At 70.0% G+C, this 21,537-nt stretch carries 18 protein-coding genes and 1 riboswitch; of the genes, 12 read left to right on the top strand and 6 right to left on the bottom strand.

Features of this window, described 5'->3' with window-relative positions; translation table 11 throughout:
- Positions 1 to 22: 22 nt before the first annotated feature.
- A complete protein-coding gene (locus BN2660_RS16685; RefSeq protein ID WP_091227608.1) occupies positions 23 to 1,867 on the bottom strand; it encodes an ATP-binding cassette domain-containing protein in 1,845 nt (614 codons plus the stop codon).
- Between the two features lie 122 nt (positions 1,868 to 1,989).
- On the opposite strand from BN2660_RS16685, the gene BN2660_RS04020 reads away from it, so the two are divergent.
- From BN2660_RS04020 to BN2660_RS04010, 3 genes are all read left to right on the top strand, one after another.
- Positions 1,990 to 3,051 (top strand): enoyl-CoA hydratase/isomerase family protein, encoded by a 1,062-nt coding sequence (locus BN2660_RS04020; protein ID WP_255305015.1) that lies wholly within the window; start codon positions 1,990 to 1,992, stop codon positions 3,049 to 3,051.
- Positions 3,052 to 3,252: 201 nt separating this feature from the next.
- Positions 3,253 to 4,980 (top strand): ABC transporter ATP-binding protein, encoded by a 1,728-nt coding sequence (locus tag BN2660_RS04015; RefSeq protein WP_091227603.1) that lies wholly within the window; start codon positions 3,253 to 3,255, stop codon positions 4,978 to 4,980.
- Positions 4,977 to 7,211, top strand: coding sequence for an ABC transporter ATP-binding protein (locus BN2660_RS04010; RefSeq protein ID WP_091227601.1), 2,235 nt, complete (start codon positions 4,977 to 4,979; stop codon positions 7,209 to 7,211). Before BN2660_RS04015 ends, BN2660_RS04010 begins: the two co-directional genes overlap by 4 nt.
- A gap of 96 nt (positions 7,212 to 7,307) precedes the next feature.
- Here BN2660_RS04010 and BN2660_RS04005 read toward each other — a convergent pair whose 3' ends face one another.
- Positions 7,308 to 8,795: a D-alanyl-D-alanine carboxypeptidase family protein gene (locus BN2660_RS04005; RefSeq protein ID WP_091227599.1), complete on the bottom strand. Its 1,488-nt coding sequence runs from the start codon at positions 8,793 to 8,795 to the stop codon at positions 7,308 to 7,310.
- 82 nt (positions 8,796 to 8,877) lie between these two features.
- Positions 8,878 to 8,987, top strand: a riboswitch (TPP riboswitch).
- Between BN2660_RS04005 and BN2660_RS16735 the strand changes: the two genes are divergently transcribed.
- From BN2660_RS16735 to BN2660_RS03980, 5 genes are all read left to right on the top strand, one after another.
- Entirely contained in the window at positions 8,981 to 9,640 is a 660-nt protein-coding gene (locus BN2660_RS16735; protein ID WP_091228052.1) for an ECF transporter S component, read from the top strand. It overlaps the preceding riboswitch by 7 nt.
- A gap of 74 nt (positions 9,641 to 9,714) precedes the next feature.
- Entirely contained in the window at positions 9,715 to 11,097 is a 1,383-nt protein-coding gene (locus tag BN2660_RS03995; protein WP_091228051.1) for an ABC transporter ATP-binding protein, read from the top strand.
- Complete coding sequence (locus BN2660_RS03990) at positions 11,094 to 11,891, top strand: energy-coupling factor transporter transmembrane component T family protein (protein ID WP_091227596.1); 798 nt, start codon at positions 11,094 to 11,096, stop codon at positions 11,889 to 11,891. The genes BN2660_RS03995 and BN2660_RS03990 overlap by 4 nt, the downstream gene beginning before the upstream one ends.
- A gap of 193 nt (positions 11,892 to 12,084) precedes the next feature.
- A complete protein-coding gene (locus tag BN2660_RS03985; protein WP_091227594.1) occupies positions 12,085 to 13,182 on the top strand; it encodes a TerC family protein in 1,098 nt (365 codons plus the stop codon).
- Positions 13,183 to 13,276: 94 nt separating this feature from the next.
- Positions 13,277 to 14,590, top strand: coding sequence for a hemolysin family protein (locus BN2660_RS03980; RefSeq protein WP_091227591.1), 1,314 nt, complete (start codon positions 13,277 to 13,279; stop codon positions 14,588 to 14,590).
- Positions 14,591 to 14,599: 9 nt separating this feature from the next.
- Here the strand turns inward: BN2660_RS03980 and BN2660_RS03975 are convergent, their stop codons facing one another.
- On the bottom strand, positions 14,600 to 15,325 hold the full coding sequence (locus tag BN2660_RS03975; RefSeq protein WP_091228050.1) for an aminoglycoside 3'-phosphotransferase: 726 nt from the start codon (positions 15,323 to 15,325) through the stop codon (positions 14,600 to 14,602).
- A 163-nt stretch (positions 15,326 to 15,488) separates the two neighbouring features.
- Here BN2660_RS03975 and BN2660_RS03970 point away from each other — a divergent pair, with 163 nt between their 5' ends.
- The 3 genes from BN2660_RS03970 (at position 15,489) to BN2660_RS03960 (ending at position 17,896) form a co-directional block, all read left to right on the top strand.
- Complete coding sequence (locus BN2660_RS03970; protein WP_255305013.1) at positions 15,489 to 16,049, top strand: hypothetical protein; 561 nt, start codon at positions 15,489 to 15,491, stop codon at positions 16,047 to 16,049.
- 213 nt (positions 16,050 to 16,262) lie between these two features.
- On the top strand, positions 16,263 to 17,024 hold the full coding sequence (locus BN2660_RS03965) for an SDR family NAD(P)-dependent oxidoreductase (protein WP_091227589.1): 762 nt from the start codon (positions 16,263 to 16,265) through the stop codon (positions 17,022 to 17,024).
- A 41-nt stretch (positions 17,025 to 17,065) separates the two neighbouring features.
- Positions 17,066 to 17,896, top strand: a complete 831-nt coding sequence (locus tag BN2660_RS03960; RefSeq protein ID WP_091227587.1) for an SDR family oxidoreductase — start codon at positions 17,066 to 17,068, stop codon at positions 17,894 to 17,896.
- Between the two features lie 79 nt (positions 17,897 to 17,975).
- Here the strand turns inward: BN2660_RS03960 and BN2660_RS03955 are convergent, their stop codons facing one another.
- Together BN2660_RS03955 and BN2660_RS03950 are read right to left on the bottom strand one after the other, a co-directional pair.
- The gene (locus BN2660_RS03955; protein ID WP_091227584.1) at positions 17,976 to 18,725 is read right to left on the bottom strand and encodes a sulfite exporter TauE/SafE family protein; all 750 of its coding nucleotides are present in this window, start codon (positions 18,723 to 18,725) and stop codon (positions 17,976 to 17,978) included.
- A gap of 193 nt (positions 18,726 to 18,918) precedes the next feature.
- Positions 18,919 to 19,557, bottom strand: coding sequence for a bifunctional 4-hydroxy-2-oxoglutarate aldolase/2-dehydro-3-deoxy-phosphogluconate aldolase (locus BN2660_RS03950; RefSeq protein WP_091227582.1), 639 nt, complete (start codon positions 19,555 to 19,557; stop codon positions 18,919 to 18,921).
- A gap of 106 nt (positions 19,558 to 19,663) precedes the next feature.
- Between BN2660_RS03950 and rlmN the strand changes: the two genes are divergently transcribed.
- Positions 19,664 to 20,950: a dual-specificity RNA methyltransferase RlmN gene (rlmN, locus tag BN2660_RS03945; RefSeq protein WP_091227579.1), complete on the top strand. Its 1,287-nt coding sequence runs from the start codon at positions 19,664 to 19,666 to the stop codon at positions 20,948 to 20,950.
- On the opposite strand, the gene BN2660_RS03940 is transcribed toward rlmN, so the two are convergent.
- Positions 20,899 to 21,534, bottom strand: a complete 636-nt coding sequence (locus BN2660_RS03940; RefSeq protein WP_091227577.1) for an NAD(P)H-dependent oxidoreductase — start codon at positions 21,532 to 21,534, stop codon at positions 20,899 to 20,901. The two genes, rlmN and BN2660_RS03940, sit on opposite strands and share 52 nt — an antisense overlap.
- Positions 21,535 to 21,537 lie beyond the last annotated feature (3 nt).

Genomic DNA, 21,537 nt, shown 5'->3' with positions numbered 1-21,537 from the left:
GTTCGTTCGTCAGACGGGCGGATCAGTGCTGGTGGTGCTCGCCGTCGTGCTGGTGCTCGCCGTCGTGCTGGTGCTCGCCCTCGGGGTGGTGCTCGCCCTCGTGGTGGTGCTCGCCGTCGTGCTGGTGCTCGCCGTCGTGGTGGTGCTCACCGTCGCGCTCCCCGCCCGACTCCGGCTGCGACTCCGGCTGCGACTCCGACTCCGACTCCGACTCCGGAGCTTCGGTTGCATCGATCTGGTCGATGACTCCGGTGCTCGCGACGGAGAAGTGTGCGCCGTCGTCCGAGTCGGACTCCGCCGGCGTCTCGGCGAACGGATACTGCTTCGGTTCGTCGTCGTAGTAGGCGCGGGCCGCAGCGGCGAGCATCGAGCTGACGGCGGCGGAACGCGGGTCTGCGTCGTCTGCCTCGCGCTCCTCGCCCTCGCGCTCCTCGCCCTCGGAGCTGCGGGTGCCGGACGCCTGCTCGGACTCCTGCAGACCCGAGAAGATGTCGAAGTCCGGACCCTCGTCCCCCGAACCGGAGCCGGCGTCGCCCTGGGACTCGTCGTCGGACTCGGCCGCAGCGCCGGTGCCGAACAGGATGTCGTCGAACGACGGGGCGGCCGACGACGACGCGTCCTGGTCGCGGTCGGCAGGACTGTCCGACTCCGCGTCCTGGTCGTCAGCCGGCTCGGGTGCGTCCGGGCTCTCAGAATCGGAATCGGAATCGGCATCAGAATCCGAATCGGCATCGGCATCCGCGCCTGCATCCGAATCCGAAACCGCATCCGCGTCCGCATCGGCGTTCTCGACCGCATCCGCGCTCTCGACCGCTCCGGCCGCCGCGCCCGCGATACCTGCCGCGGCGAGCGTCGCACCGGGCACGGCTGCGTCGATCGCCGGTGCGGTCTCGTCGGCATCCGTCGCGGAGGATTCCGCGTCATCGGCGGTCGCAGCGGGTGCCGATGACGACGTGATCGCCGGCGCCGTGAGCGTGCCGCCGCGCACCAGCGCGATGAAGACGTCCTCGAGAGTGGGGCCGCGCTGCACGAGCGTGCTCAGGGCGATGCCGGCGGATGCCGCGATCGCGCCGACCCTGCCCGCATCTCCGCCGCGGACCGTGAGACCCGAGCGCAGCACTTCGATCTCGAAACCCGCCGCGGAGAGCGCGGCCGTGAGGGCCACGCGGTCTGCCGCGTCGACGACGACCGATCCCGCCGCGGGGTCGGCGAGCTTCTCGATGCCGCTCGACAGCATCAGCTGCCCCTTCGACAGCACGAGGACGTTGTCGGCGACCTGCTCCACTTCACTGAGCACGTGCGAGGAGACCAGCACGGTACGCCCCTCGTCGGCGAGACGGCGCATCAGAAGGCGCATCCAGCGGATGCCCTCGGGGTCGAGGCCGTTCGCCGGCTCGTCGAACACGAGTGCTCCCGGGTCTCCGAGCAGGGCGTGGGCGACGCTGAGACGCTGACGCATGCCGAGCGAGAAGCTGCCGATCCGCCCCTCCCGCTCGTTCTCGAGCCCGACCAGGGCGAGAACCTCGTCGACTCGGGACAGCGGGATGCCGTTGGCCTTCGCGGCGATCGTGAGCTGGCGGGCCGCCGAACGGCGCGGACGGTAGACCGTCTCCTCCAGCACGGAGCCGATGGTGCGCAGCGGATGCCGGAGCTCCGAGTACGCGACTCCGCCGACGGTCGCGGTGCCGCTCGTCGCGCGCACCTGGCCCAGGAGGATCCGCAGGGTCGTCGTCTTCCCGGCGCCGTTGGGGCCCAGGAAGGCGGTCACGGCCCCGGGCTCGATCCGTGCGGTGAGGTCGGAAACCGCCGTCACGTCATTGAAACGCTTCGTGACGTGCGTGAACTCGAGCACCTGTCCGTCGGGCATCTGCGACCTCTCATTGCAGTGGGCAGTTCTTCCTATCCTGCCGGAAAAGCCCTGTAATCGCGTATTTATCGCACAAACCACCCCGAGGCAAGACCCGGATGACGGGGGGTAGCCTGGCACCCGTGACCGATTCCGCCTCCGCCGCCCGTGTCCTCGCCCGCACCGAAGGGGCTCTGGGCAGGGTGACGCTGAATCGCCCGGAGGCGATCAACGCCCTCGACATCGACATGATCAGACGGCTCACCGAGGTGTTCGAGTCCTGGCGGCACGACAGCGACGTGCAGATCGTGCTCATCGACGGTGCGGGCGACCGCGGGATGTGCGCGGGAGGGGACGTCCGAGCGCTGCACGCGCAGATCGTCGCGGGCCGCGCCGACGAGACCGCAGAGTTCTTCCGCGCCGAGTACGCCCTCAACGCAGTGATCTCGGAGTACCCCAAGCCCGTCGTGGCGGTCGCCGACGGCATCACGATGGGCGGTGGGATCGGCCTCGCCGGACACGCGGCCATCCGTGTCGTGACCGAGCGCTCGAAGCTCGCCATGCCCGAGACCCGCATCGGCTTCACGCCCGACGTCGGCGGCACCTGGCTGCTCGGCCGCGCCCCCGGTCGTCTCGGCGAGTACTTCGGGCTCACCGGCGGCACGATGGACGGGGCGGATGCCGTGCTGCTCGGTTTCGCCGACCACTTCGTCCCGTCCGATCGGCTCGAGGCGCTGCGCGAGGCGCTCGCCTACCGGGCCGATCCGACCGGTCCCGCAGAGATCGTGCTGCTCTTCGACGAGACGCCGGAGCCGTCGACGCTCCCGGCCTCCCGCGAGTGGATCGACGACGCATTCTCGGCCGACACGGTCGCCGAGATCGTCTCGAGGCTGCGGGCCGCGGAGGTGTCGGATGCCGTGGCGACGGCCGATCTGCTCGAGAGCCTCGCGCCGACGGCGCTCGCCGTGACCCTCGACGCCGTCCGCGAGGCTCGGGCGATGCCCGATCTCCGCGCGGCGCTGGAGGGCGAGTACCGCCGCGTGATGTGGTTCGTCACGCAGCATCCGGATCTCGTCGAGGGCATCAGGGCGCAGCTCGTGGACAAGGACCGGAATCCGAAGTGGGAGCCGGCGTCCATCGCCGACCTCGCGCCCGATGCCGGGGAGCCGGCGCGGTCCTACGTCCCTGAGCAGCCCCTGTTCTGAGGCGCATCGCCCTCCGCTCGGTTGTTCGCCGGAGTGCAGAAAAGCGCTGGTCGGGAGCCGATCGGTTCGCTGTGAGCGAAGGTCCGCCCACAGGGGGATACGAATGTCGGTGGATCGTGGCACTCTAGCTTGTGCGTGATCGTCGGCCCGCATTCGCCTGCCGGGAGATCCGCCGCTTCACCATTCCTAGAAAGTGCGCCTGTGCTGGGAAAAATCCTCCTCCGTTATCTCTCCCGTTATAAGTGGTTGCTCGTCGGAGTCCTGGTCTTCCAGTTCGCCAGTGCCGCAGCCACCCTCTACCTGCCGCGCCTGAACGCCGACATCATCGATGAGGGCGTCGCCCAGGGCGACACCGACTACATCTGGCGCACCGGGCTGTTCATGCTCGCGGTGTCGCTGGGGCAGATCGTCGCCTCGGTCATCGCGACCTACTTCGCCGCGCGTGCCGCCATGGGCGCGGGGCGCGACATCCGCGCCGACGTCTTCGGCAAGGTGAGCGGCTTCTCCGAGCGCGAGGTCTCGCAGTTCGGGGCCGGCTCGCTCATCACACGCAACACCAACGACGTGCAGCAGGTGCAGATGCTCGCGATGATGGGCGCGACCATGCTCGTCACCGCACCGCTGCTCGCCATCGGCGGCATCATCTTCGCCGTCCAGACGAACGCCGGGCTCAGCTGGCTGATCGCCGTCTCGGTGCCCGTGCTGCTGCTCCTGGCCGCGCTGGTCATCGGACGCATGGTGCCGCTGTTCCGCAGCTACCAGGGCAAGCTCGACACCGTGAACCGCGTCATGCGCGAGCAGCTCACCGGTGTCCGCGTCGTCCGCGCCTTCGTGCGCGAACGCATCGAGGAGGAGCGCTTCCGCGGGGCGAACACCGACATCATGATCGTCGGCCGCAAGGTCGGCTCGCTGTTCGTGCTGCTGTTCCCGCTGTTCATGCTCATCCTCAACGTCACCGTCGTCGCCGTCATCTGGTTCGGCGGCATCGAGGTGAACAACGGCACCGTCCAGGTCGGCACGCTCTTCGCCTTCATGCAGTACATCGGTCAGATCATGGGCGGCGTCATCATGGCCAGCTTCATGGCGATGATGATCCCGCGCGCTGCCGTCTCGGCCGAGCGCATCGGCGAAGTCCTCGACACGCCGTCGAGCATGGAGCGCCCCGCGAACGGGGTCACCGACTTCGCAGCGCCGGGCGCCGTGGCGTTCGACGACGTCGAGTTCACCTACCCCGGTGCCGACTCGCCGGTGCTGTCCGGCATCAGCTTCGCAGCTCAGCCGGGCGAGACCGTCGCCATCGTCGGATCGACCGGTGCGGGCAAGACGACTCTCGTCTCCCTGATCCCGCGCCTGTTCGACGTCTCGGGCGGAGCCGTGTTCGTGGGCGGCACCGACGTGCGCGAGGCGGACGTCGAGGCGCTCTGGAAGTCGATCGGCCTCGTGCCCCAGCGCCCGTTCCTGTTCACCGGCACGGTGGCGTCGAACCTGCGCTTCGGCCGCGAGGACGCGACGGACGAGGAGCTCTGGCACGCGCTCGAGATCGCCCAGGGCCGCGACTTCGTCGAGGAGATGCCCGACGGGCTCGAGTCGCGGATCGCGCAGGGCGGCACCAACGTGTCGGGCGGTCAGCGTCAGCGCCTCGCGATCGCACGCGCGATCGTGCGCCAGCCGCAGGTGCTCGTCTTCGACGACTCCTTCTCGGCGCTCGACCTCACGACCGATGCGCGACTGCGTCAGGCGCTGTGGCGCGAGCTGCCGCATGTCACGAAGATCGTGGTGGCGCAGCGCGTCTCCACCATCACCGACGCAGACCGCATCGTCGTGCTCGAGGGCGGGACCATGGTGGGCGTCGGCACGCACGAGGAGCTCCTCGAGACGAGTGACACCTACCGAGAGATCGTCGAGTCGCAGCTGGGGGTGGACGCATGAGCGAGCAGAACACGCCGAAGAGTCGGCGTCAGCGAGGTACCGCGGCCACGGCCGCGCCCGTGGTCGAGCCGGAGCTCACCGAAGAGGAGAAGTACGAGGCCGAGCTCGCCGAGCAGGCACGCCAGAACGCCGGCGGCTGGGACAGTGTCGCGCCGGGCAAGGCCGACAACTTCGGCAAGAGCTTCGCGCGGATGATCGGTCTGCTCAAGCCCTCGGCCGCGTGGTTCATCTTCGTGTCCATCATGGGCGCGATCGGCGTCGTCCTGACGGTCGCCGCCCCCAAGGTGCTCGGCGAGGCGACGAACCTCATCTACAAGGGGTTCATCTCGAACCAGCTGGGACAGCCGCAGGGCGACTTCCCCGGTTTCCCCGACGGGACGTCGCAGGATCAGGTCGTCGAGCAGCTGCGGTCCGCCGGGCAGGACGACTTCGCGAATCAGGTGGGCGCCCTCGGCGACTTCCAGGTCGGCGACGGCATCGACTTCGACGCGCTGCGGTGGATCATCGCCGCGGTGCTCGCGATCTACGTCGTCGCGGCTTTCCTGAGCTGGCTGCAGGGCTACGTCATCAACGTCATCATGGTGCGCACGATGTGGCGCCTGCGCGAGCAGGTCGAGGCCAAGATCAACCGTCTGCCGCTGGCGTACTTCGACAAGGTGCAGCGTGGTGAGCTGATCTCGCGTGTCACCAACGACATCGACAACATCACCCAGACGATGCAGCAATCGCTGTCCGGTGCACTCACGGCGGTCCTCACCGTCGTCGGAGTGCTCGTGCTGATGTTCACGATCTCGTGGCAGCTGGCACTGGTCGCTCTCGTGGCGCTCCCGCTCATGGGTGTGATCTTCGGCGTCATCGGTCCCCGCTCGCAGAAGGCGTTCGGCACCCAGTGGCGCAAGGTCGGTCGGCTCAACGCCCGCGTCGAGGAGGCCTTCTCGGGTCACGCCCTCGTCAAGGTGTTCGGTCGCGAGAAGGACGCCCTCGACAAGTTCAAGGACGAGAACGAGGAGCTCTACCAGGCGAGCTTCAAGGCGCAGTTCCTCTCCGGCGTCATCATGCCGGCGATGACCTTCGTCGGCAGCCTGACCTACGTCGGCATCGCCGTGCTCGGAGGCCTGATGGTCGCGAGCGGACAGCTGCGACTCGGCGACGTGCAGGCGTTCATCCAGTACTCGCAGCAGTTCACGCAGCCGCTGTCGGAGCTGGGCGGCATGGCCGCGGTCGTGCAGTCCGGAACCGCCTCGGCGGAGCGGGTGTTCGATCTCCTCGATGCCGACGAGCAGGAGGCGGACACGATCGACGCCCCCGCGCTCGCAGACGGCAAGGGTGTCATCGAGTTCGAGAACGTCCAGTTCTCCTACAGCCCGGAGCGCCCGCTGATCACCGACCTGTCGTTCCGGGTCGAGCCCGGGCAGACGGTCGCGATCGTCGGTCCGACCGGCGCCGGCAAGACGACGCTGGTCAACCTGATCATGCGCTTCTACGAGCTCAGCGGCGGGCGCATCATGCTCGACGGCCAGGACATCTCCGAGATCACCCGCGACGACCTGCGCTCGCGCACCGGCATGGTGCTGCAGGACCCGTGGCTCTTCGCCGGCACGATCCGCGAGAACATCCGCTACGGGCGTTCCACGGCGACCGACGAAGAGGTGCTCGAGGCCGCCAAGGCGACGTACGTCGACCGGTTCGTCCACGCGCTTCCCGAGGGATACGACACCCTCCTCGACGAGGACGCGTCGAACGTCTCGGCGGGTGAGCGCCAGCTCATCACGATCGCGAGGGCATTCGTGGCGCAGCCGTCGATCCTGATCCTCGACGAGGCGACGTCGGCGGTGGACACCCGCACCGAGCTGCTGCTGCAGCACGCGATGGCGGCGCTGCGGCAGGGGCGCACGTCGTTCGTGATCGCGCATCGTCTGTCGACGATCCGCGACGCGGACCTCATCCTCGTCATGGAGCACGGAGACATCGTCGAGAAGGGCACGCACGACGAGCTCATCGCCGCCCAGGGTGCGTACTGGCGCCTCTACCAGTCGCAGTTCGAACAGGCCGCGACCGACATCGATGCCGAGAACGCACTCACCGACTCGACCCCCGTGGTCGTCAGCGGCGAGGCGGAAGAGGCGGCGACCGCGCGGGTCGGCGTGTCCGTGGGACCGCAGGTGCCCACGGCCGAGGCCGCCGCGGCCGAAGCCGTGGTCGAGAGGCCCGCTCCCGGCGACCGCCCCTGACCAGAGCGCGACGACTCGCGAGACGAGACGATGCCCCACCCCGAATCACCTCCGGGGTGGGGCATCGGTCGCTTCAGGCGGATGCTCGGCGGCAGCTCAGCGCTGCTCTTCGGTCAGGCCGAACAGCTCGAGCGGATGCGTCAGCCGCCACCAGGGGCTCGGGCCGTCGACATCGTCGGCCAGAGCCAGAGGAGTGATCGCGGTGTTCAGCGGGCCGACGCTCGTGACCGTGCCGACCTCGTCGCCCGCCTCGCGACGCTCGCCGAGCTCGAACACGGGCGTGACCTCGGCGTCGGTGCCGTTCCACAGCACGACCTCGGTGTCGGCATCCGTCACCACGTCGATGCTCACACCCCAGATCGTGTCGACCGACCCCATGACCGTGCCCTCGGGGATCGCCGGCTCCTGAGTGGTCAGTGCGGTCTCCACCTGCGCGAACAGCGCACGGGTCTCGGCGAGTCGCTGCTCGTCGTCCCCCTGGCCGAGCACCGCCGCGTACAGGTGCACCGTGGTGTCGTCGACGGTGACGTCCTTGGCGGTCAGCAGGTTCCAGCTGTCCCCGAGGGTGCCGGTCTTCACCCCGACGACCCCGGCATCCGCCAGCATCTTGTTCGTGTTCACGACCGTCCCCGCGCCCGGCAGATCGACGGCCGGTGTGCTCACGATGCCCGCGAACACGGGGTTCTCCATCGCGCGCTCGGCGAGGGCGACCAGAGCCTCGGGAGTCGCCGTGTTGCGCGCATCGAAGCCCGAGGGGGTCACGATCGTGATGCCCTCGAGGCCCCGGGAATCCAGCCACGCGGCCGCCGCCTCGGTGAAGGCCGCCTCCGAGCCCCAGATCTCGCGGGCAAGACGGTCGATGTAGTTGTTCGCCGATCCCAGCAGGGTGCCCTGCAGCAGCTGGTACTCGGTGAGGGAGCCGCCGACCGGGACGTCGAGAGCCGACTGATCCGAGCGTCGATACTGCCAGTACGCCAGGTTGTCGGCCCGACTGAATGCGAAGGACGGCCCCTGCTCGCCGACGGCGAGAGGCATCCTGTCCAGCACCATCAGACTGGAGACGACCTTCGTGACACTGGCGATCGCCGCCTGATCGAGCGACGAGGATGCGGTGCCGAGGCCCTCGACGCCCACGGCGGCGCTTCCCTGCGCGGGCCACAGGATCTCCGCGGTCGGGGCGACGGGCGCCGCGAACTCGACGGCCTGCACCGTCGGCGCGACCTCATGCAAGGGCCACAGCAGCGTGGCGCCGGAGTAGGCGCCGGCGAGCCCGACCAGAAGGCCGACCGGAACCAGCACACCGGGGCTCGCCGCGCGAGACCGCAGCTTCGCGCCCTGCAGCACGGACGGCCCCGGGGGAGTCCGGTCCTCGTCGTCGAGTGCGGCGGTCGCAGGCCGCTGGCCGACGGCGAGGGCGTTCACCCACGTCAGCGCGGTCGCACCTCTGCCGGGATCCGCCCATCGGGCATCCGGTTCCGTGTCGGAGGCCGCATCCAGGCCGAGGCTGCGGACAGCGGCGGTCGAATCCGAGGCGTCGGACGCGTGCGCGTCTTCGGCGGCCTCGACGGGATCAGGAGCGGTCACCTCCTCACGGTACCCAATCAGCGCCGAGAACCACGGCGCTGCAACAGGAGCGCGAACGAGTGTCGGCACTCGGTAGAATCGAGAGCACAACCACGGGAGTCCGGCGAGCCGGGCTGAGAGGGAGCGAATCGCGCTTCGACCGTCGAACCTGATCTGGGTAATGCCAGCGCAGGGAGGAGTCACAGATGAGCACATCCACGTCCGGATCCGCCACCGGAGCCGCATCGGCGCCGGCCCTCGCAGCCGGAGGCCTTCGTCGCCCCGAGCTCTGGCGCTGGCGGGTCGTCGACATCGTCGTCGCGAGCGTCATCGCCGTCGCCTGCGCGATGATCTTCCTGCTCTGGAACGTCGGCTACGAGGTGCCGAGCAGCATCCTGAAGCCGCTGCTGCCCGGAGTCCAGGGGCTGCTCGCCGGACCCTGGCTGATCGCCGGCGTCCTCGGCGCGCTGATCATCCGCAAGCCGGGCGCCGCCCTCTACACCGAGCTGGTCGCGGCGGTCATCTCCGCGCTCGTCGGCAACGCATGGGGCCCGCTCACCATCGTCTCCGGAATCGTGCAGGGTCTCGGCGCCGAGCTCGTCTTCCTCCTGTTCCTCTACGGCGTCTGGCGGCTGCCCGTCGCGATGCTGGCGGGAGCGGGAGCCGGGCTCGCGTGCGGCATCAACGACCGCATCCTCTGGTACGCCGGCGCCGACACCCTCTTCACCACGGTGTACATCGCCTCGACGACGGTCTCGGGCGCGATCATCGCCGGCCTCGGCGCCTGGCTGATCGCCCGCGGCCTTGCGGCGACGGGCGCGCTCAGCCGGTTCGCCGCCGGTCGCGAGGTCACCGCACGCGTGTGAGTCCCCTCACGACGCCCGCCACCCTCGAGGCCCGCGGCTGGGGGTGGCGGTACGCGACGCGGCTGCGCTGGGCGGTGCGCGACATCGAGCTGCGCATCGAACCGGGTGAGCGCGTGCTGCTGCTCGGCGCCTCGGGGTCGGGCAAGTCCACGCTGCTGCAGGGGCTCGGAGGAGTCCTCGGTGGGGCGGACGAGGGCGAATCCGAGGGCGCCCTGCTCGTCGACGGTGCACCCGCGACGCAGGCACGCGGCCGGGTGGGGATGGTCCTGCAGGACCCCGACACTCAGACGATCCTCGCCAGGGTCGGCGACGACGTGGCCTTCGGATGCGAGAACCTCGGGGTTCCCCGCGCCGAGATCTGGCCGCGGGTGCGCGAGGCGCTGGATGCCGTCGAGCTCGACGTCGACCTGGACCGGTCCACGGCGGCTCTCTCCGGGGGGCAGAAGCAGCGCCTCGCACTCGCGGGGGTTCTCGCGATGCGGCCGGGCGCGATCCTGCTCGACGAGCCGACGGCCAACCTGGACCCCGAGGGAGTGCGGGACGTGCGGGATGCCGTCGCGGCGGCGCTCGACGCCACCGGCGCGACCCTCGTGGTGATCGAGCACCGCATCGACGTCTGGCTGCCGCTCGTCACCCGCGTCGTCGTGCTGGGCGCTGAGGCGAACGGCACCGTGGTCCTCGCCGACGGGAGTCCCGACGACGTCCTCGGAGCGCGCGGCGGCGAGCTCGCGGCATCCGGCGTGTGGGTGCCCGGGCACCCCCCGATCCTTCCGCCTCCTCCCGCGCATGCGCCGGGCGAGATGCTGCTGCGCACCGACGGGCTCACCGTGGCCCGTCGACGCGGCCTGCCGGTCGCCGGCCCCTTCGACCTCCACGTGCACGCCGGCGAGGCGCTGGGGGTCACCGGTGCCAACGGCGCGGGCAAGTCGACGCTCGGACTCACCGTCGCCGGACTGCTCCCTGCAGAGGGCGGCCGCGTCCGCGCCAGCGCCGCGCTCGCCGGGGCCGACGGCGACGACCCGTTCCGCTGGTCGTCGCGGGCGCTGCTCACCCGGATCGCGACCGTCATGCAGACTCCGGAGCACCAGCTGCTCGCGAAGACCGTCCGTGACGAGCTGGCGGTCGGGCCGCGGGCGCTGAGGATGCCGGAGGCCGAGATCGCCACGCGCACCGACGAGCTGCTCGATCGCCTGCGGCTCAGGGCGCTCGCCGACGCGAACCCGTACACGCTCTCCGGCGGCGAGAAGCGGCGCCTCACCGTGGCATCCGCTCTCGCCACCAGGCCCCGGATGCTCGTGCTCGACGAGCCGACGTTCGGGCAGGATGCGGCGACCTGGGCCGAACTCGTCGCGCTCATCGCGCGCCTCCGCGACGAGGGCACGGCGATCGTCGCGATCAGCCACGATGAGGCCGTGCTGGCCGCCCTGCACGCGCGCCGGGTCGAGGTCGGCCGATGATCGACCCGCTCACCGCCCGCGTCGCCCGACGAGGACCCATCGCCCCCCGATCGGCCCTCGCGAAGCTCGCGGCAGCGCTGCTCATCGCCCTGCCGCTCGTGCTCACGATCGACGTCGTGTCGGCATCCGTCGCCCTGTTCCTGGAGATCCCCCTGCTTCTGCTCGCCGGACTCCGCGCGAGGGAGTTCTGGACCCGCACCGCCGTGCTGTGGATCGCTGCTCCGCTGAGCGCCGTGACCATCGCCCTCTACGGGGCGACGAGCGGCACCGTCCATTTCGAATGGCTCGTCATGCGCGTGAGCGACGGATCGCTCGCGCTCGCCGCGGCGACCGCCGTGCGCGTGCTCGCCATCGGGCTTCCTGCGGTCGTGCTCTTCGTCACTGTGGACCCGACCGATCTCGCCGACGACCTCGCCCAGCGACTGCGGCTTCCGTCGCGCTTCGTCGTCGGCGCTCTCGCCGGTATGCGGATGCTGGGTCTGCTGGCGGATGACTGGCGCGCCCTCGCCCTCGCCCGGCGTGCCCGCGGAGTCGCCGATGAGGGGCGCGTGCGGCGGGCCTTCGGCATGGCGTTCGCGCTCTTCGTCCTCGCGATCCGTCGGGGGTCGTCGCTCGCGACCGCGATGGAGGCGCGCGGATTCGGCGGCTCGGGTGCCCGGTCGTGGGCGCGGGCGTCGCGCTGGGACGCACGCGACTCGCTCCTCGTCGCGCTCGCCGCGGTGATCCCCACCGTCGCGATCACGGTCGCCGTGGCGACCGGCGCCTGGAACTTCATCCTCGGTCCCTCGGCCTGACGGGCGGCGTTCAGCTGTCTCAAAGCTGGAATACCGGTGTATTCGGTACTATCGAGTGAACCCAAGGGGAGTACTCCACCACGGGCGGCTCGTCATTACGGATGTCACTGCATCCCGGGTCCCCGGTTCTCGTTCGCGAGGATGGAGAAGACCTTGACGTCGACCTTGTCACGCCATCGTCTCGGAGCCTCCATTGAACGTCACCCCCCTCGTGTGGATCATCACGCTCGCCGTCACCATCGCGTTCTTCGTGTACGAGTTCTACGCGCACGTCCGCAAGCCCCATGAGCCCACCATCGGCGAGTCCGCCCGCTGGTCGGCCTTCTACATCGGTCTCGCCCTGCTGTTCGGCGTGGGCATCGGCACAGTGTCCGGGTGGACGTACGGCGGAGAGTACTTCGCCGGGTACCTCACCGAGAAGGCGCTGTCGATCGACAACCTCTTCGTGTTCCTCATCGTCATGACCGGCTTCGCGGTGCCGCGCATCTACCAGCAGAAGGTGCTGATGATCGGCATCGTCATCGCGCTGATCATGCGCGGTGGCTTCATCGCCCTGGGCGCGACCCTGATCGAGAACTTCTCCTGGATCTTCTACCTCTTCGGCGCCCTGCTGCTCTTCCTCGCGTACCGCCAGGCATTCACACACGGCGACCACAACCCGGCCAACGGCCGATTCATGCGCTTCGTGCGCCGCATCCTTCCGGTGAGCGACGAGTACAACGGCGATCGCCTGACCGTGCAGCGTGACGGCAGGCGATTCTTCACCCCGATGTTCCTCGTGATCGTCGCGATCGGCTTCGTCGACCTGATCTTCGCGGTCGACTCGATCCCCGCGATCTACGGACTGACCGAAGAGGCGTACATCGTCTTCACGGCCAACGCGTTCGCCCTCATGGGTCTGCGTCAGCTCTACTTCCTCATCGGCGGTCTGCTGCAGCGCCTCGTGTACCTCGCCCAGGGCCTCGCGGTCATCCTCGCCTTCATCGGCGTGAAGCTCGTGCTGCACGCGATGCACGTCAACGAGCTGCCGTTCATCAACGGCGGCGAGCCGATGCTGTGGGCGCCCGAGATCCCGATCTGGTTCTCGCTGGTGTTCATCGGCGCGACCATCGCGGTCGCCACCGTCGCAAGCCTCATGAAGACGCGGCGCGACGACAAGCGCGACGCGCTCGACGCGGTCGCGCCGTCGACACCCTCCGACGACGCCTCCTCGGGCGACGCGTCCGCCACGGCATCCTCTTCCTCCTCCGTTCCGTCCCGCACCACCGACCCCCAGAAGGATCACTCGTGAACATGTCGCGCCGCTCAGACGCGTCCGCAGACCCCGACAGACCCGGCGCCCGAACGACCTCGGGCACCATCCACCCTGACGAGGCGGCCCGCTGATGGGCGACCTCGTCTGGAACATCGCACTCGTCATCGTGTTCGTGCTCGTCGGCGGAGTGTTCGCCGCCACGGAGATGGCCCTCGTCACGCTGCGAGAGAGTCAGATCAACGCGATCGCCGCTCGTGGGCGCCGCGGACAGAAGGTCGCCGGGCTCGCGCGGAATCCCAACACCTTCCTCTCGGCGGTGCAGATCGGCGTGACGGTCGCGGGCTTCGCGTCGGCCGCGTACGGCGCGACCTCGATCGCCCCGTCGGTCGCCCCGCTGCTCGAGAACCTCGGCGTCGCGGCGCCGCTGGCCATGACGCTCGCGACCGTGCTGCTCACGCTCGTGATCGCCTACCTGTCGCTCGTGCTCGGCGAACTCGTGCCCAAGCGCCTCGCGATCCAGCGCAACGCGCAGTTCGCCTACGCCGTGGCACCCGTGCTCGACGGCTTCGCGACGGTCATGCGTCCGGTCATCTGGCTGCTCTCCGTCTCCACGAACGCGATGGTCCGCCTGCTCGGCGGCGACCCGCACAAGAAGGCGGACGAGCTGAGCGAGGAGGAGCTCCGAGACATCGTCGCGACGCACCAGAGTCTTCCCGACGACGAGCGCCGCATCCTCGACGACGTGCTCTCGCTTCGGGGGCGTCAGGTCAGCGAGGTCATGCGGCCCCGGCCCGAGGTCGTCGCCCTCGACGGAGCGGCGACGCTGTCGCAGGCGATCGCCCAGGTCAGGGAGCTGCCGTTCTCGCGCTACCCCGTGGTCGACACGTCGCTCGACGACGTCGTGGGCTTTGTGCACGTGCGTGACCTGTTCGAGGCCGTCGTCGAGGACGCTGCTCGTCCGGTGGGGCGCCTCATGCGCCCGGTCGAGTACGTGCCGTCGACGGCCGGGGTGCTCCCCACCCTCACGCGCATGCGGGCGGCGGGGCATCACATCGCCGTCGTCGTCGACGAGTACGGCGGCACCGACGGCATCGTGACGCTCGAGGATCTCGTGGAGGAGGTCGTCGGCGAGATCTTCGACGAGTACGACACCGAAGACCGGATGCCGGATGCCGGCGGCGCGCTCGACGGTCGCCTCAACCTGCAGGACTTCGCCGAGATCACCGGCATCGCCCTGCCCCGAGGTGCCTCGGACACGGTCGCGGGCTTCGTCACCGAGATGCTCGGACGCCTCGCGGTGGTCGGCGATGCCGTCGAGGTGCCGGGAGCGACCATCCGCGTGACCGCTGTCGATCGCCGACGGATCGCGGAGATCCGGGTGACGGTGCACGAGGAGTCGGATGCCGGCGCCGCAGCCCCTCCGGCCGCTCCCGTCGAGAGCTGACCCCGTCGGTCAGCTCTCGTTCCAGAGCCGACGGTAGTACTCGAGGCGCGGTCGGTCGGGCTCGACGCCGTACGCCTCGATGAGCAAGTCGTCCCAGCCGGGGCCGAAGTTCCACACGGTGCTCATCGAGGCGACGGCGATGTCCGACCAGCGATCGGCGACGCCGAGTGCCGCGAGGTCGACGTGAGCGAAGGGTCGCCCGTCGTCATCGAGGAGCGTGTTCGGCATGCACGCATCGCCGTGGCACACGACGAGACGGTCGACGGGCGGTGGCGTGCGCAGGTCGTCAGGCAGGGTGACGCCGCGCATGGCGGCGTTCGCGATCCGGGATGCCGGATCCCAGCTCCATGGGCATTCGTCGACCGGAAGCGCGTCGTGGAGGGTCCGCAGGCCGCGCCCCACGGCGCGGACCGCTGTCTCGGGGTCGTCGCTCCATCGAGGATCGACCGCGCTGCGCCCCGGCAGCGCCGCTGTCACGAGCCACTCGTGCTCGGCATCCTCGCCCTGGTCGAGCACCTCGGGCACCGCGATCCAGCGCCGAGCCCACCGCATCCGCTCGGCCTCGTCGCGCATGTTCGCCTCGGCGTCGTGCGGACCCCACTTGATGAACCGGCCGTCATCGGTGCGGAACGTCAGGCCGCCGATGCCGTTGAGCCAGACCGGCTCCAGGGCCGAGCCGGCGGCGAGGGACACGACCACCGAGGGCACCTCGATGGCGGGCGACGGAATGCTCATGGTCCTGCCTCCAGCCTCTCGAAGCTCGCGGATGATCAGGTCCACTCGAAGGTATATCGGTATTCACATATTCTCTCGGTTCTGCGCCCGCGCCTGGCGTTAGTGTCGGTCCCGGCCGCCATCGGTGGCCGCTTCACATCACATCGACACACCAGAGGTCTCCGTGCGCGTTTCGTCCCGGCCGCAGTGGTGGCGTCGGCACGGCAGTGATGCCGATGCCGCTTCGCCGACCGCCGCCGAGCCGGACCTCGACCAGTTCGAGCAGTGGATCCGGGCCGACGCCGACCCGCCACCCGCGGGCGGCGACGGTGACGGCGAAGACGACACACGCAGGACCGCAGAGGAGTACGACGACATGAGCTCACTTGACGACGCGCTGCAGCAGCTGCTCGCGATCGACGGCGCGACCGGCGCCGCCATCGTGGACTACGCGAGCGGTATGGCACTCGCTCAGGGCGGCAACCCCTCGTTCGATCTCGGCATCGCCGCGGCCGGCAACTCCAACGTCGTGCGCGCGAAGCTCGCCACGATGCGCGATCTCGGCGTCACCGACGAGATCGACGACATCCTCATCACGCTCACCTCGCAGTACCACCTGATCAACGTCCTCGACGCTCGGGGTGCGAACGGGCTGTTCATCTACCTCGTGCTGAACAAGGCCACGGCGAACCTGGCGCTGGCCCGACACAAGCTCAAGGCGATCGCCGCGCAGATCACGATCTGAGCGCCGCGCCGACGAGGCGACGCGTCACCCGATACGCGTCACATCGAAGGGGGAGGGCAGCACTGCCCTTCCCCTTCGGTGCGCCCGGGATCATCCCGGTCCGGACCGCCGAGGTGTCGTAGGCTCGGAGCGAGCTCCGCGCCCGTGCGCGGTGCCTGGAACTCGGAATCAGATACTCTGGGACTGAGTCGCACACGTTCGAAGGGGAACCGCATGCAGATCCAGGGCTCCAGCGCTCTCATCACCGGAGGCGCGTCCGGTCTGGGCCTCGCCACCGCGCGAGCGCTCACCGCCGCCGGCGCCGTCGTGACCATCCTCGACCTCCCGACCTCGTCGGGTGCCGACATCGCCGAGGAGCTCGGCGGGGTGTTCGCCGCGGGAGACGTGACCAGCCCTGAGGACGCTGCCGCAGCCGTCTCCGCGGCGCAGGCCGCAGCGCCCTTGCGGATCGTCGTGAACTGCGCGGGCATCGCCCCGCCCGCCAAGGTGCTCGACCGCGAGGGCGACCCCGCCGTGCTCGCCGACTTCGAGCGCATCGTCCGCATCAACCTCGTCGGCACGTTCAACGTGCTGTCACAGGCATCCGCCGTCATCGCGAAGAACGACCCCACTGAGAGCGGCGACCGCGGCGTCATCGTGAACACCGCGAGCGTCGCCGCCTTCGACGGACAGATCGGCCAGCCCGCGTACGCGGCATCGAAGGGCGGCGTGCACGCGATGACGCTGCCCGTGGCCCGTGAGCTCGCCCGCTACGGCATCCGCGTGTGCACGATCGCCCCCGGGATCATGGAGACGCCCATGCTCATGGGGCTGCCGCAGGCCGCGCAGGACTCGCTCGGTCAGCAGGTGCCCTTCCCGTCGCGACTCGGCCGCCCCGACGAGTACGCGTCGCTCGTGCAGCAGATCGTCGAGAACGGCTACCTCAACGGCGAGACCATCCGCCTCGACGGCGCCATCCGCATGGCGCCGAAGTGACCGCATCCGCGCCCCGAACCCACCCCGATCCGAGGAGGACCATGTCCCTGGCAGGAAAGACCATCCTGATGTCCGGCGGCAGTCGCGGCATCGGACTCGCGATCGCCCTGCGCGCCGCGGCCGACGGCGCCAACATCGCGATGCTCGCGAAGACCGACACCCCGCATCCGAAGCTCGAGGGCACCGTGCACAGCGCCGCCGAGCAGATCCGGGCGGCGGGCGGCAATGCGCTGCCGATCGTCGGCGACGTGCGTGATGACGACGACATCACCGAAGCCGTGCTGAAGACGCAGGGCGAGTTCGGCGGCATCGACATCGTCATCAACAACGCCAGCGTGATCGACCTGTCGCGCTCTCTCGACCTGAACGCGAAGAAGTACGACCTGATGCAGGACGTGAACGTCCGCGGCACGTTCATGCTGTCGCGCGCCGCGGTTCCGATCCTCAAGGATGCCGAGAACCCGCACATCCTGTCGCTGTCGCCGCCCCTGAACCCCACGCCGAAGTGGCTCGGCGCGCACACCGGCTACACCCTGGCGAAGTTCGGCATGACGATGGTCACGCTCGGGCTCGCGGCGGAGTTCGCAGGCGACGGCATCGCCGCGAACACGCTGTGGCCGCGCACCACCATCGCGACCGCCGCGGTGCAGAACCTCCTCGGCGGCGACAAGGTGATGGCCGCGAGCCGCACGGCCGACATCTACGCGGATGCCGCCTACTCGGTGCTGCAGAAGCCCGCGGGCCAGTACACCGGGCAGTCGCTCATCGTCGAGGACGTGCTGGAGGCCGACGGCGTGACGAACTTCTCGGGCTACGCCGCCGTGCCCGGCACACCCGACGACCGGCTGTTCCCGGACATCTTCCTGGACTGAACGGGGCCTGGACTGAACGGGGCCTGTCCTGAGCGGGGCCTGTCCTGAGCGGGGCCCGGTCCCTGAGCTCGTCGAAGGGCTAGAAGAGCAGGTAGACGGCGCCGGCGATCGTGAGGCCGATGACGATCCGGTCGAACAGACGCTGGTCGAGGCGCTTCGCGACGACCAGGCCGATCACCGCGCCGATGACCACGAGCGGCGCGAGCACGGCATCCATCAGCAGCACCTGCCCGGGGAACAGGCCGAGCCCGGCGAGGAACGGCACCTTCACGACGTTGATGATCGCGAAGAACCATGCCGAGGTGCCGAGGAACACCTGCACGGGCGTCCGTGTCGCGAGGAAGTACATCGACATGACAGGGCCGCCGGCGTTCGCGACCATCGTCGTGAAGCCGCCGAGCGTGCCGTACACCCCCGAGAGCACGATGCCGCCGCGAGCTGTGGCGTCGGTCTGAGACCGGTGCTGTGCTCGGCGGCGCCACAGCGTCACGGCGATCATCACGAGCAGGATCACGCCGATCGCCCGACGGACGATCCCGTCGCCCGCGATCGCGAGGAACGCGAAGCCGACGACGAGGCCCGCGACCACCGCCGGGGCGAGGCGCAGCAGAGTCGGCCAGTGCGCGTGGCGGCGATAGGCGATGAGCGCGAACACATCGCCGACCATCAGCAGCAGGAGCATCGCGGCGGTCGAGGTGCGGGCGGGCAGCACGGCGGCGAACAGGGCGATCGCGAGGATGCTGCCGCCGGGCAGCGCCGTCTTGGAGACGCCGATCGTGACGGCGGCGAGGCCGAGCGCCGCCCACGCCCACGGGTCGAGCGCGATCATCGGAGGCGGCAGCCGTGAGACGTGGCGACCAGGACGCCGCGGGTGACTGCGGTCATGACGGGCTCCTCGAGCGGAAGTGGCGGAAGGGCGGGGCGCGCACGATTCAGCAGGAATCGCCCGGATCGCCGTCGAATCACGCGATCCGGGGCCTCAGACGGAATCCGTGCTGAATCGTGCACGCGCGAGCGCGCTGTCAGCCGCGCGACGCCGTCAGGGCGGCGGCGAAGCGCTCCGACCGCTGCTCGATGTCGTGCCAATCCGACGCCGCGATGGAGGCGCCGTTCGCGAGATCGCCGCCCGCGCCCACCGCGACGGCACCGGCCCGGAACCAGTCCGCGAGGTTGTCGGGGCTCACTCCTCCGGTGGGCATGAGCGGAGCGTCCGGGAACGGGCCGCGGAGCGCGCCGAGGTACGAGGGGCCGCCGAGGGACGCGGGGAAGATCTTGACGACGTCCACGCCGAGCTCGAGTGCAGACATGACCTCGGTCGGGGTCATCGCGCCCGTCATCACCACGCGGCCGGTCTCGAGCATCGTCCGGGTGAGGGCGGGCAGCGTGCCAGGGCTCACGAGGAACTCGGCCCCGGCATCGGCGGCGAGCGCCGCCTGCTCGGCCGTGGTCACGGTGCCGGCACCGATATAGGCGGAGGCCCCGTGGCGGCGGATCAGCTCGCGGATCACGGCGGGAGCGTCGGGGGTGGAGAACGTCACCTCGATGCCGGTGACGCCGCCGCGGATGATCGCCTCGGATGCCTCGAGCGCCAGCTCGGGGGACGGGGCTCGGAGGACGGCGAGGACGCCGGTGGCGCGGGCGCGGTCGAGACGGTCGGGCATCGAGGCTCCTTCGGTGGGGGTGCGTCCATTCTCCCCGACGCCCGCCGTGGGGCGGACATCCTCCAGCCCAGCCGTCTCCCATCCGCTCGCCGGTACCCTGGAAGGTATGACTGAGAACCCCCGTACGCGCGAGACGCGCCCCCAGGCGGCATCCGCGTCCCGTTCGGGGGCCGTCCGATCCACCGGCACCCCGCAGGTCCGCCCCGCGACCGAGGGCTGGACGCAGCAGAAGGATGCCGAGGGGCGGCCGCTGCTGCAGTTCGCCAGCCCCAAGCGCGGCAAGCCGCCGGTGCACCTCGCCGACCTCACGCCCGAGGAGCGGGTCGAGAAGGTCAAGGAGCTCGGGCTCCCCGGATTCCGCGCGAAGCAGCTGTCGACCCACTACTTCCGCCACTACACGTCCGATCCCGCCGAGATGACCGACCTTCCCGCCGGCATCCGCGACGAGCTGGTCGCCGGTCTCCTGCCTCCGCTGCTGACCGAGGTGCGCCGTCTCGAGACCGACCGCGGCGACACGATCAAGTTCCTGTGGCGGCTGCACGACGGCGCGCTCGTCGAGTCCGTGCTCATGCGCTACCCGGGGCGCATCACGCTGTGCGTCTCGTCGCAGGCCGGATGCGGCATGAACTGCCCGTTCTGCGCCACCGGTCAGGCCGGTCTCACCCGCAACATGTCGACGGCCGAGATCGTCGAGCAGATCGTGCGCGCCAACCGGCTCATCGCCGAGGGCGGCCTCGGCGGCAAGAAGTCCGACGACCACTCGATGGAGCGCGTCTCGAACATCGTCTTCATGGGCATGGGCGAGCCGCTCGCCAACTACAAGCGCGTGATGGATGCCGTGCGCTCGATGGTCGCCCCGCAGCCCGACGGACTCGGCATGAGCGCGCGAGGCATCACGGTGTCGACGGTCGGACTCGTGCCGGCGATCAGGAAGCTCGCCGACGAGAACATCCCGGTGACCTTCGCGCTGTCGCTGCACGCCCCCGACGACCACCTGCGCGACGAGCTCATTCCGGTGAACTCGCGCTGGAAGGTCGACGAGGCGCTCGACGCCGCATACGACTACTACGCCAAGACCGGCCGTCGCGTGTCGATCGAGTACGCACTGATCAAGGACATGAACGACCACGCCTGGCGCGCCGACCTGCTGGCCGAGAAGCTCAATCAGCGCGGCCGCGGCTGGGTGCACGTCAACCCCATCCCGCTGAATCCGACGCCCGGCTCGATCTGGACGTCGTCCGAGAAGGACGTGACGAACGAGTTCGTGCGTCGCCTCAACGACGCCGGCATCCCGACGACCCTCCGCGACACCCGCGGCAAGGAGATCGACGGCGCGTGCGGTCAGCTCGTCGCGACGACCGAGGACGAGGCCGCGTCGGCCGCGATGGCCTGAGACCTCGGCGCCGAACCGCCGCAGACGCCGTCGCGACTGCCCAGCGCCTCGGCGCGGTCGAGCCAGCCCGCGATGCGCTGCGGGGTCGCGTCCTTGACGCCGAGCATCCGATGCGTCCGCACCGAGCGGATGCCGCAGAACTTCATCGTGCCGCGCGCGACGTGGGTCTGCGCCGGCAGCCCGGTGAGCGGCGTGAGGAACCACGGGGTGTCGGCGAGCAGGAACAGTCGACCGATGCGAGCGGTCAGCAGCCCCTCGGGGAGTCCGAGCTTCGAGTAGCGGTACTCCTGCTGCGGCAGCAGTGCCCGGTCGAAGAAGCCCTTGAGCAGGGCGGGCACCGAACCCCACCAGAGCGGGGTGAACACCACGACGGTCTCGGCGCCGCGGAGAGCGCGCTTCGCCTCGATCAGGTCGGGCTCCAGCTCCATCCGCTCCCGGTAGCCGTGGCGCAGCGACGGGTCGAAGTCGAGGTCCCGCAGCGCGAGGATGCGAGCGTCGCCGTGGGCCGCGGCGTAGCGGCGGGCGAGCTCGGCCGTGAGCGATCGGGCGTCGGGGTGGCCGTCGATGACGACTGCTGAAGGCATGGC

Origin of the sequence: Microbacterium sp. 3J1 (assembly GCF_001049495.1) — a bacterium.
In the GTDB taxonomy this organism is placed as follows: Bacteria; Actinomycetota; Actinomycetes; order Actinomycetales; family Microbacteriaceae; genus Microbacterium.
Note: the sequence above shows the minus strand (reverse complement) of the source record. Positions and strands in the feature narration are given on the sequence as shown.